Annotated in this window: 9 protein-coding genes; 5 read left to right on the plus strand and 4 right to left on the minus strand. The window is 66.6% G+C overall.

Annotation, left to right across the window (positions count from 1 at the left end; genetic code table 11):
- Window positions 1–820: FGGY family carbohydrate kinase (locus tag DYI24_RS13855; protein WP_246701254.1), on the minus strand; the 820-nt coding region annotated here is incomplete at its 3' end.
- Window positions 821–1,028: 208 nt separating this feature from the next.
- On the opposite strand from DYI24_RS13855, the gene DYI24_RS13860 reads away from it, so the two are divergent.
- The 5 genes from DYI24_RS13860 to DYI24_RS13880 all read left to right on the plus strand — a co-directional run bounded on the left by DYI24_RS13860 (window position 1,029) and on the right by DYI24_RS13880 (window position 7,263).
- On the plus strand, window positions 1,029–1,613 hold the full coding sequence (locus tag DYI24_RS13860; protein WP_047310094.1) for an ANTAR domain-containing response regulator: 585 nt from the start codon (window positions 1,029–1,031) through the stop codon (window positions 1,611–1,613).
- Window positions 1,614–1,758: 145 nt separating this feature from the next.
- On the plus strand, window positions 1,759–2,919 hold the full coding sequence (locus tag DYI24_RS13865) for a CmpA/NrtA family ABC transporter substrate-binding protein (RefSeq protein ID WP_164572702.1): 1,161 nt from the start codon (window positions 1,759–1,761) through the stop codon (window positions 2,917–2,919).
- Window positions 2,920–3,409: 490 nt separating this feature from the next.
- On the plus strand, window positions 3,410–3,832 hold the full coding sequence (locus tag DYI24_RS13870) for a globin family protein (protein WP_164572703.1): 423 nt from the start codon (window positions 3,410–3,412) through the stop codon (window positions 3,830–3,832).
- Between the two features lie 42 nt (window positions 3,833–3,874).
- The gene (locus DYI24_RS13875) at window positions 3,875–5,647 is read left to right on the plus strand and encodes a NirA family protein (protein ID WP_164572704.1); all 1,773 of its coding nucleotides are present in this window, start codon (window positions 3,875–3,877) and stop codon (window positions 5,645–5,647) included.
- Window positions 5,644–7,263, plus strand: a complete 1,620-nt coding sequence (locus tag DYI24_RS13880) for a sulfite reductase subunit alpha (RefSeq protein ID WP_164572705.1) — start codon at window positions 5,644–5,646, stop codon at window positions 7,261–7,263. The genes DYI24_RS13875 and DYI24_RS13880 overlap by 4 nt, the downstream gene beginning before the upstream one ends.
- Window positions 7,264–7,395: 132 nt before the next feature.
- On the opposite strand, the gene DYI24_RS13885 is transcribed toward DYI24_RS13880, so the two are convergent.
- The 3 genes from DYI24_RS13885 to DYI24_RS13895 all read right to left on the minus strand — a co-directional run.
- Window positions 7,396–8,169 carry an SDR family NAD(P)-dependent oxidoreductase gene (locus tag DYI24_RS13885; protein WP_164572706.1) on the minus strand — a complete coding sequence of 258 codons (774 nt, stop codon included), beginning with the start codon at window positions 8,167–8,169 and terminating at the stop codon, window positions 7,396–7,398.
- Between the two features lie 262 nt (window positions 8,170–8,431).
- Window positions 8,432–9,574 carry a pimeloyl-CoA dehydrogenase small subunit gene (gene pimD / locus DYI24_RS13890; protein ID WP_107345461.1) on the minus strand — a complete coding sequence of 381 codons (1,143 nt, stop codon included), beginning with the start codon at window positions 9,572–9,574 and terminating at the stop codon, window positions 8,432–8,434.
- Between the two features lie 132 nt (window positions 9,575–9,706).
- Window positions 9,707–10,274: acyl-CoA dehydrogenase family protein (locus DYI24_RS13895; protein WP_283810855.1), on the minus strand; the 568-nt coding region annotated here is incomplete at its 5' end.

A 10,274-nucleotide genomic window follows, 5' to 3' on the forward strand; every position in this document is an offset into this window, starting at 1 on the left:
CACCGGTGTTGAGCAGCGCGAAGCAGCCGGTGCCGTAGGTCGACTTGATCATGCCCGGGGTGAAGCAAGCCTGGCCGATGGTCGCCGCCTGCTGGTCGCCGGCGATGCCGCGGATGGTGATCGAACCGCCGAACAGCTCCGGCACGCTGTCGCCGAAATGCGCCGAGGAATCCTTCACCTCCGGCAGCATCGAGCGCGGCACGCCGAGCAGCTTGAGCAGTTCGTCGTCCCAGGCGCCGTCATGAATATTGAAAAGCAGCGTGCGCGACGCATTGGTGGCGTCGGTGGCGTGCACCTTGCCACCGGTCAGCCGCCACAGCAGATAGCAGTCGACGGTGCCGAACTTCAGCTCGCCGCGTTCGGCGCGAGCCCGCGCGCCGGGCACGTTATCGAGCAGCCAGGCGACCTTGGTGCCGGAGAAATACGGATCGATGATCAGCCCGGTCTTGGCGGTGACCATCGGCTCCAGCCCCTCGGCCTTCAGCCGGGTGCAGAACTCCGCGGTGCGGCGGTCCTGCCAGACGATGGCGCGGTGAATCGCCTGGCCGGAGACGGCGTCCCACACCACCACGGTTTCGCGCTGGTTGGTGATGCCGATCGCGGCGATGTCGGCGGCGGCGGCGCCGGCCTTGTCCATCGCGGCGCGGCAGGTGGCGATGGTCGTCGCCCAGATATCCTCGGGCTCGTGCTCGACCCAGCCGGACGCCGGGAAATGCTGCGGGAATTCCTGCTGGGCGGAGGCCGCGATCGAAATGTCGGAGCGGAACAGAATCGCCCGCGACGAGGTGGTGCCCTGATCGATGGCCATGACGAAAGGCATCAGCGTTCTTCCCGGAGATGATGACGGAACGGTTTTGCCCACCCCACCCGATCGCGGTTTCGCCGTCAATATCGGCTGAAAAACCAGCCCGCGATCGCTGCCGGGTTTGAACCTGGGAGCGCCGGCGGTGCACAATCAATCTGCTTCAATTGCCGGCCGGGATGTGGTTTGTGCTGCCATCAACCCTCCATAGGTACCGCCTCGACTGATGGACCATTCGCTCAACATCGTCATCGTCGATGAGAACCCGGTGCGCGCCGCGATTCTTACCGAGGGCCTGCGCGAGGCCGGGATGACAGAAATCACCCATCTCGAAGGCACCACCAATCTGTTGGCGCGGATCTACCAGATCGATCCGGACGTGATCCTGATCGACCTCGAGAACCCCAGCCGCGACATGCTGGAGCAGATGTTCCAGGTCAGCCGTATCGTGAAGCGGCCGATCGCGATGTTCGTCGACCAGAGCGACACCGCCTCGATCCAGGCCTCGGTCGATGCCGGCGTGTCCGCCTACATCGTCGACGGGCTGAAGAAGGAGCGGATGAAGCACATCCTCGATCTGTGCATCTCGCGCTTCAATGCCTTCGCCAAGCTCGAGACCGAGCTGAGCAACGCCCGCTCGGCGCTCGAAGACCGCAAGGTGATCGACCGCGCCAAGGGCATCCTGATGAAGGCCAAGGGCCTGACCGAGGAGCAGGCCTACGTGCTGCTGCGAACCACCGCGATGAACGAGAAGAAGAAGATCGCCGAGATCGCCCAGTCGGTGATCACGGCTTCGGAGATGCTGAAATGATGCGTCGCGCCATCAACACCATCCTCTCCGCGCGTCATGGCCGGGCTCGTCCCGGCCATCCACGCCTTTCTCGCGTTGCCGTCAGCAAGGCGTGGATGCCCGGCACAAGGCCGGGCATGACGAGTGGAAAGCTGGAGCGCCTGAAATGAGCGAGCGGCTGCGCATCGGATTCATCCCGCTGGTCGACGCCGCCGCGCTGATCGTCGCCGCCGACAAGGGCTTCTGCGCCGCCGAAGGGCTCGACGTCGAGCTGGTGCGCGAGATCTCCTGGGCCAACGTCCGCGATAAATTCAACATCGGCCTGTTCGATGCCGCGCATCTGCTGGCGCCGCTGGCGGTCGCTTCCAGCCTCGGCATCGGCCACGTCAAGGTACCGGTGATTTCCGGCTTCGGACTGGGCGTCAACGGCAACGCCATCACGGTGTCGCCGGACCTGCACGCCGCAATCGTCGCGATGGCCGACGGCGACGTCGCCGATCCGGTCGTATCGGCACGTGCGCTGGCCCGCGTTGTCGCCGAGCGCCGCGCCAAGGGCCAGGAGCCGCTGACCTTTGGGATGACCTTCCCGTTCTCCAGCCACAATTACGATTTGCGGTTCTGGATGGGCGCCGGCGGCGTCGATCCGGACGAGGATGTGCGGCTGGTGGTGCTGCCGCCGCCGTTCATGGTGGAGAGTCTCGCCAGCAAGCATCTCGACGGCTTCTGCGTCGGCGCGCCGTGGAATTCGGTGGCGATCGATCTCGGCATCGGCACCATCCTGCATTTCACCAGCGAGCTGTTTCAGCGCGCGGCCGAGAAGATGCTGACGGTGCGGGCGAACTGGGCCGCGCAGCACCCCGAGGTGCTGCAAGCGCTGATCCGCGCGCACGTCCGCGCCGCCGACTACATCGAAGACGTCGCCAACCGCGACGAGGTTTGCGCCCTGCTCGCCGCGCCGGGCCGAATCGAGGTGACGCCGGAGCTGATCCGGCGCACGCTCGACGGCCGACTGAAGGTCGCGGCCGACGGCACGCTGCGCACCAGCGACCGCTATCTGCTGGTCGGGCGCGAGGCCGCGGCGCGGCCCGATCCGGTGCAGGGCGCGTGGAATTACGCCCAGATGGTGCGCTGGGGACAGGCGCCGCTGTCGGCCGATCTGCTCGCCGCCGCCAAGGCGGTGTTCCGGCCGGACCTGTATGACGCAGCGGTCGGCACGGCTCCGGCTTTGCCGAGCGTGCCCGCCGACGGCATCGGCGAGTGCACCGGCGCGCCGTTCGATCCCGACGACATCGCCGGCTATCTGCAGAAGCTGCGGATCAAACGCTGACAAGGGATCAGTTTGGTCATTCCGGGGCGCGCGCCAGCGCGGACCCGGAATCTCACCGGTACCTGACAATCTCTGGATTCCGGGCTCGCTCGCTGCCGCGAGCGCCCTGGAATGACGACGCGCGGGAACGGTAACTCCCGCTGCGCTGCACATTTCATCGCCACGCTGCTCAGCCGGGCAGCGGCGGAGGGCGGCTTCGAGCAGGCTCTGGCATTCCCTGCGAGAGCCGCTAAGCGCCGACAATCCGACCAAATCCCTCTTCTGCCAGCGATTGGCACGAAATTCGCTCAACTATCTTTGCGGGATGCCGGTGGGGCGTCCTGGCGTCATCGAAACTCCGACAGCAACGCCGCTGTCCTGGCCTCGCTCCGCGAGCAACCAGGCAGCGGCTTTTTTTCGTCGGTTCGAGGCGCCCCGTGCAAAGGGGATTGGTCGATGCAGCGCTTCGTGTACGGATGTCGGCGAAACCACATCGCAAGCAAGGATCGTGATGACGCCGCAGGCGATCGCATTGGTGCAACAGAGCTTCGCGCGGCTGACGCCGATCTCGGACGAGACCGCGACACTGTTCTACGAGCGGCTGTTCGCGACCGCGCCGGAGCTGCGGGCACTGTTTCACGGCGACATGCGCCGGCAGGGCAAGAAGCTGATGAGCACGCTGAACGTGGTGGTGACCGGGCTGACCGCGCTCGACACCATCCTGCCCGCCACGGGGCGGCTGGCGCGGCTGCACATCGCCTACGGCGTCAGCGCCGCGCACTACACGCCGTTCGGCGCAGCGCTGCTATGGACGCTGGAGCGCGAGCTCGGTGCCGACTGGACCCCGGAGCTGGCGGCGGCCTGGCGCGACGCCTACGCGCTGCTGTCCGAGACGATGTTGGCGGCGGCTTGCGGCGACACCACGCCGAGCTGATCCGCGCCCTGCCCCTCCCCGTGCAAGCGGCGTGAGGCGGCGATGGGCAGCGAATTCTCAATCGATCAGAAGCGCTATCTCGAAGGCTTCGCCACCGGCGTCACCGCAGCGCGCGCCGCACGCGGCAGCCTGCCGGCCGGCGGTGCCGCGCAGCCGAGCGGACCCGACGCGATCCACCTCCAGGCGCAGGACCGCGTCACCGCGTCGGGCAAGAAGCTCAACGATGCGGAGAAGTGGAAGCGCGAACAGCATCCATTCGATGCCTATGCCCGGCTGAAGCAGCAGGCGAAGGACAACGCCGCGCCGAAGCCGGCGGACAATTTCCGCTGGCGCTACTACGGACTGTTCTACGTCGCCCCGGCGCAGACCTCGTATATGTGCCGCCTGCGTATTCCCAACGGCATCCTGACGTCGTGGCAGATGGCCGGCCTTGCCGGCCTCGCCGACACCCTCGCCGGCGGCTACGCGCATGTCACGACGCGTGCCAATTTGCAGATGCGCGAGATCGCGCCGAAAAACGCCGTACTGCTCCTGCAGGGCATCGAAAGCCTCGGGCTGTGGGCGCGCGGCTCCGGCGCCGACAACATCCGCAACGTCACCGGCTCGGCGACCGCCGGCATCGATCCTCAGGAGCTGATCGATACGCGGCCCTACGCCCGCGACTGGCACTTCCACATCCTCAACGAACGCGCGCTGTTCGGGCTGCCGCGCAAGTTCAACGTCGCGTTCGACGGCGGCGGACTGATCCCGACGCTGGAGGACACCAACGACATCGCATTCCAGGCGGTGCAGATCGCGGACGGTCACGGCGTCGCACCCGGCGTGTGGTTTCGCCTCGCGCTCGGCGGCATCACCGGCCACAAGGACTTCGCCCGCGACACCGGCGTGATCGTGGCGCCCGACGAAGCGACCGAGGTCGCGGATGCGATCGTGCGGGTGTTCATCGAGCACGGCGACCGCACTGACCGCAACAAGGCGCGGCTGAAATACGTGCTCGATGCGTTCGGCTTCGACAAGTACTTGGAGCTTGTCGAGGAGAAGCTCGGCCGCAAGTTGATCCGCGTGTCGGCCGAAGCTGCGTTGCCGCGCCCGGCGCAAGATCGCGCGGCGCATCTCGGCGTGCACCCGCAACAGCAGGAAGGACTGAACTGGATCGGCGTCCGGCTCGCTACCGGCCATCTCACGTCCGCACAGATGCGCGGCCTCGCCGCGATCGCGCGCAGCTTCGGCGACGGCGATCTGCGGCTGACAGTGTGGCAGAACCTCTTGATCTCCGGCGTGGCGGATGCGCGCGTGACTGAGGCCACCGCGGCGATCGAGGCACTGGGACTGGCGATCACCGCCTCGCCGCTGCGCGCCGGACTGATCGCCTGCACCGGCGCCAGCGGCTGCCGCTTCGCCGCCGCGCATACCAAGGAAACCGCGGAAGCGATCGCGCAATATTGCGAGCCCCGCGTGCCGCTCGACACGCCGATCAACATCCATCTCACCGGCTGCCATAACTCCTGCGCGCAGCACTTCATCAGCGACATCGGCCTGATCGGCGCCAAGGTGGCGATCTCGGATGAGGACAGCGTCGAAGGCTTTCACATCCATGTCGGCGGCGGCTTTGGCCCGGACGCGGCGATTGGCATCGAGGTGCTGCGCGACGTCAAGCAGGACGATGCCCCACGCGTGATCCAGCGGATGCTGCAGACGTATCTCGCGCGCCGCAAGTCGCCATCTGAGACCTTCCTCGCCTTCGTCCGCCGCCACGATGCGGCGGCGCTGCAGCAACTGTTCGCCTATGAGCCATCACCGGAGACCGTGGCATGAGCCAGACCCTGCCGCCGCCGATCCCACTCCTGGTGCCGGAGACCGCGCCGTTCTCCGAGGAGCAACGCGCCTGGCTCAACGGCTTCTTCGCCGGCCTGGTGTCGCTCGATGGGCAAGGCGTCACCGCGCTGTCGCCCGATCAAGCCGCAGCATTGCTCGCCGGCGGCCCGGCGCCAGCGGCCGAAGACGACGACGGCGGCGCGCCGTGGCACGACCAGAGCCTGCCGATTGGCGAACGGATGCAGCTTGCGGAGGGCAAGCCGCTGCGCTGGAAGCTGATGGCCGCGATGGCGCAGCAGGATTGCGGCCAATGCGGCTACGACTGCCGCAACTACTCCGGCGCAATCTTCGACGGCAACGAGACGCGGCTGAACCTGTGCGCCCCCGGCGGCAAGGATACCGCACGGATGGTGAAGACGCTGGCCGAACAGATCGGCACCGCGCCGACGCTGGACAGCGCGCCCTCGCTCGCCGCCGATGCAGCCCCGGTCGCGGCGCTGCCGCCGCGCGGTACCTCGCGCGACAATCCGGCAACCGCCAAAGTGCTGTCGCGGCGGCGGCTCAACAAGCCGGGCTCGGAGAAGGAGACCTGGCACGTCGAGTTCGAGCTGGAGGATTGCCTGAACTACGAGGCCGGCGATTCCTTCGGGCTGTTTCCGACCAATGATCCGGCGCTGGTCGACGCGGTGCTACGCGCCCTCGGCGCGCCAGGGGAGTTTCCGATTTCGCAATCGACGTTGCGGCAGACGCTGCTCGACAGCGTGTCGCTGTCGCCCGCGCCCGACATGCTGTTCCAGCTGATCAGCTACATCACCGGCGGCGACAAGCGGAAGAAGGCCCGCGCGCTCGCCAGCGGCGAGGATCCCGACGGCGACGCCGCAACGCTCGACGTGCTCGCTGCGTTGGAGAAATTCCCCGGACTCCGTCCCGATCCGGAAGCCTTCATCGAAGCGCTCGATCCGCTGCAGCCGCGGCTGTACTCGATCTCGTCGTCGCCGAAGACCACGCCCGGCCGGCTGTCGCTGACGGTCGATTGCGTGCGCTACCAGATCGGCAAGCGGCAGCGGCTCGGGGTCTGCTCCACCGGCCTCGCCGAGCGGGTGCAGCCCGGCGACACGCTGCGCGCCTATGTGCAGAAGGCGCATAATTTCGCGCTGCCGCCCGATTCCAGTCAGCCGATCATCATGATCGGCCCCGGCACCGGCGTCGCGCCGTTCCGCGCCTTCCTGCACGAGCGCCAGGCGATCCAGGCGCCGGGCAAGAACTGGCTGTTCTTCGGCCATCAGCGCTCGGCCTCGGACTTCTTCTACGAGGACGAATTGAAGGCGATGAAAAACGCCGGCCTGCTGACGCGGCTGACGCTGGCATGGTCGCGCGACAGCGGCGAGAAGATCTATGTCCAGGACCGGATGCGCGAAGTCGGCCGCGACCTGTGGAGCTGGCTGACCGAAGGCGCCAGCCTCTACGTCTGCGGCGACGCCAAGCGCATGGCCAAGGATGTCGAACGCGCACTGGTCGACATCGTCGCCCAGCACGGCGCCCGTTCAGCGGCGGAGGCAACGGCGTTCGTGTCAGAACTCAAGAAGCAGGGACGCTATCAGCAGGACGTGTATTAGGCGTCCCGCTATCGTCCGTCATTCCGGGGCGCGCGCCTTGCGCGCGAACCCGGAATCCGGAGGTTATTTCCAAGGAAAAGAGAATCCGGGTTCGCTCACTTCGTGAGCGCCCGGGAATGACGATGGAGAGGCCTACACCGACGCGGTCGTTACGCCGCCGTCGATCACGATGGTCTGGCCGGTCATGAAGGTCGAGGCGTCTGAGCCCAGATACGCGACGGCGCCGGCGATTTCGTGCGGCTCGCCGATCCGGCGCAGCGGGGTGCCGGCGGTGCGGCGCTTCAGATTGGCTTCGTCTTCCCACAGCGCGCGGGCGAAGTCTGTCTTGACCAGCCCCGGCGCGATGGCGTTGACGCGGACGCCCTTCGGGCCCCATTCACCGGCCAGACTCCGGCACAACGCGAAGTCGGCGGCTTTCGAAATGCCGTAGGCGCCGATCACGGTGGAGCCGCGCAAGCCGCCGATCGACGAGATGATCACCACCGAGCCGTTGCCGCGCTCGGCCATCTGCGGAATCGCGCGGGCGCACAGCCAGATATTGCTCTTGACGTTCGAGGCCATGATCTTGTCGAACGCCTCGTCGGCGATATCGAGCAGCGGGCCGTAATACGGGTTGACCGCGGCGTTGCAGACCAGGATGTCGACCTTGCCGTATTTGGCGGTGGCGCCGTCGATCAGGCCCTCGACCTCGGCCTTGCGCGAGATGTTGCAGGCGATGACGTGCGCGTCGCCGCCCTCCTTGCGGATGCCTTCGGCGACTTCCTCGCAGGCGTCGGCCTTGCGGCTCGAGATCACCACCTTGGCGCCGAGCTTGGCCAGCAGCTCCGCCGACGCCCGTCCGATGCCGCGCGACGAACCGGTGACGACGGCGACCTTGCCGGTGAGATCGAACGGATTGGCCGTCATGGCGAGGCTCCCTGGGTCTATTTGTTGATTGTTACTTATGGCGGAACGCGGCGCCCCCGCGTGACCACGTCATGCGCGAACTTGACCCGCGCATCCATCGTCTTGGGATGGATTGCCGGGTCGAGCCCGGCAATGACGAGGATGCTGTCGTCATTCCGGGGCGCGAGCGGAAGCTCGCGAACCCGGAATCCCGAGGTTGTTGGTGCAGCCGAGTTTCCGGGTTCGCTCAGTCGTGAGCGCCCCGGAATGACTCGTGGAGAGATCAGATCAGCCCGCCGCCAGCGCTGACGCGGGCGAGGTGGTGATCGGTGTCACCGAAGGTCTGCTCGATCATGGTCAGCCGCTTGAAGTAGTGGCCGATCTTGGCTTCCATGGTCATGCCGATGCCGCCGTGGAGCTGGATCGACTGCTGGCCGACGAACTTGCCGGACTTGCCGATCTGCACCTTCGCGGCCGCGATCGCGCCGGCACGTTCCTTGGCGTCATCGAACTCGGCCGCCATGGTGGCGAACATCGCCATCGAGCGGGCCTGTTCGGTGGCGACGAACATGTCGGCGGCGCGATGCTGCAGCACCTGGAAAGAGCCGATCGGCACGCCGAACTGCTTGCGGGTCTTGATGTACTCGACCGTGGTGGTGAGCGATTCATCCATCAGACCGACCGCTTCGGCGCACAGCGCAGTGCGGGCATCGTCGACCACCGCCTCGATCAGCTCGAGCGCGTTCTCCGGATCGCCGATCGCCGCATCGGCGCCGACCTGGACGCCGGTGAAGGTGATGTCCGCGGCATGCAGCCCGTCCTGGGTCGGATAGCCCTTGCGGGTGATGCCCTTGGCATCGGCCGGTACCAGGAACACGCCGACGCCGGCGCGATCACGCTGGCCACCCTTGGTGCGGGCGGTGACGATCAGGGTGTCGGCGGCTTCGCCGTTCAGCACCACGAACTTCTCGCCGTCGATCACCCAGCCGTCGCCGTTCTTCTTGGCGGTGGTGGAGACGTCGCCGAGATCCCAGCGCGAGTTCTTTTCGAGCTGAGCGAACGCGAAGGTCTTGGAGCCGTCGATGATGCCGGGCAAATGCGCCGCCTTCTGGGCGGCCGAACCGGCGCGGCGCAGGAAGCCGCCGCCGATCACCACGGTCGGCAGATAGGGTTCGAGCACCAGCGCGTGGCCGAGCGCTTCCATGACGATCATGGTCTCGACCGCGCCGGCGCCGAAGCCGCCGTCTTCCTCGGCGAACGGCAGGCCGAGCAGGCCCTGCTCGGCGAACTTGCCCCACACCGCGCGGCTCCAGCCGCCCTTCTCCTTGGCGTACTTCTTGCGGCTGTCGAAATCGTAAGAGCCCTTCAGCAGGCCTTCGACGCTTTCCTTGAGGAGGCGCTGCTCCTCCGACAAATCAAAATCCATCGTGATGCTTCCTTGAATAGCAAAATCGACCGGGCGTCATTGCGAGGAGCGAAGCGACGAAGCAATCCAGCTTCGAGCGCGTGGCTCTGGATTGCTTCGCTTCGCTCGCAATGACGGAGAGGACGTCGCGCCTTACAGCCCGAGCACCGCCTTGCAGATGATGTTGCGCTGGATCTCGTTGGAGCCGCCGTAGATCGAGACCTTGCGGTTGTTGAAGTAACCGGGGGCGATCTGGGCGGTCCAATCCATCGTTTCGTTCGAATCGTCGTCGCCATGGACGTCGTACGGCGCAGCGAACGGGCCGATGACTTCCATCAACAGCTCGGTGGTCGCCTGCTGGATCTCGGAGCCCTTGATCTTCAGCACCGACGACGCCGGGTTCGGCTTGCCCTTGCCGTGCTTGCCTTCATCGGCGACGACGCGGAGCTGGGTGAGTTCGAGCGCCTTCAGCTCGATCTCGACCGCGGCCAGCTTGTCGCGGAACTTGGGATCCTCGATCACCGGCTTGCCGCCGGACTCGACCTGCGCGGCGAGCTGCTTGATGCGGCGGATGCGTTCCTTCGACATGCCGACCCGGGCGATGCCGGTGCGCTCGTTGCCGAGCAGGAACTTGGCGTAGTCCCAGCCCTTGTTCTCCTGGCCGACCAGGTTCTCCAGCGGCACTTCGACGTCATCGAAGAACACTTCGTTGACTTCGTGG

The sequence above is a fragment of the Rhodopseudomonas sp. BR0C11 genome, assembly GCF_010820945.1.
GTDB lineage: Bacteria > Pseudomonadota > Alphaproteobacteria > Rhizobiales > Xanthobacteraceae > Rhodopseudomonas > Rhodopseudomonas palustris_H.

What these genes read in the sequence shown, in the direction of transcription:
- pimD (WP_107345461.1), bottom strand. Translation starts at nt 9,574, where the DNA reads ATGGATTTTGATTTGTCGGAGGAGCAGCGCCTCCTCAAGGAAAGCGTC.
- DYI24_RS13860 (WP_047310094.1), top strand. Translation starts at nt 1,029, where the DNA reads ATGGACCATTCGCTCAACATCGTCATCGTCGATGAGAACCCGGTGCGC.
- DYI24_RS13865 (WP_164572702.1), top strand. Translation starts at nt 1,759, where the DNA reads ATGAGCGAGCGGCTGCGCATCGGATTCATCCCGCTGGTCGACGCCGCC.
- DYI24_RS13870 (WP_164572703.1), top strand. Translation starts at nt 3,410, where the DNA reads ATGACGCCGCAGGCGATCGCATTGGTGCAACAGAGCTTCGCGCGGCTG.
- DYI24_RS13880 (WP_164572705.1), top strand. Translation starts at nt 5,644, where the DNA reads ATGAGCCAGACCCTGCCGCCGCCGATCCCACTCCTGGTGCCGGAGACC.
- DYI24_RS13875 (WP_164572704.1), top strand. Translation starts at nt 3,875, where the DNA reads ATGGGCAGCGAATTCTCAATCGATCAGAAGCGCTATCTCGAAGGCTTC.
- DYI24_RS13885 (WP_164572706.1), bottom strand. Translation starts at nt 8,169, where the DNA reads ATGACGGCCAATCCGTTCGATCTCACCGGCAAGGTCGCCGTCGTCACC.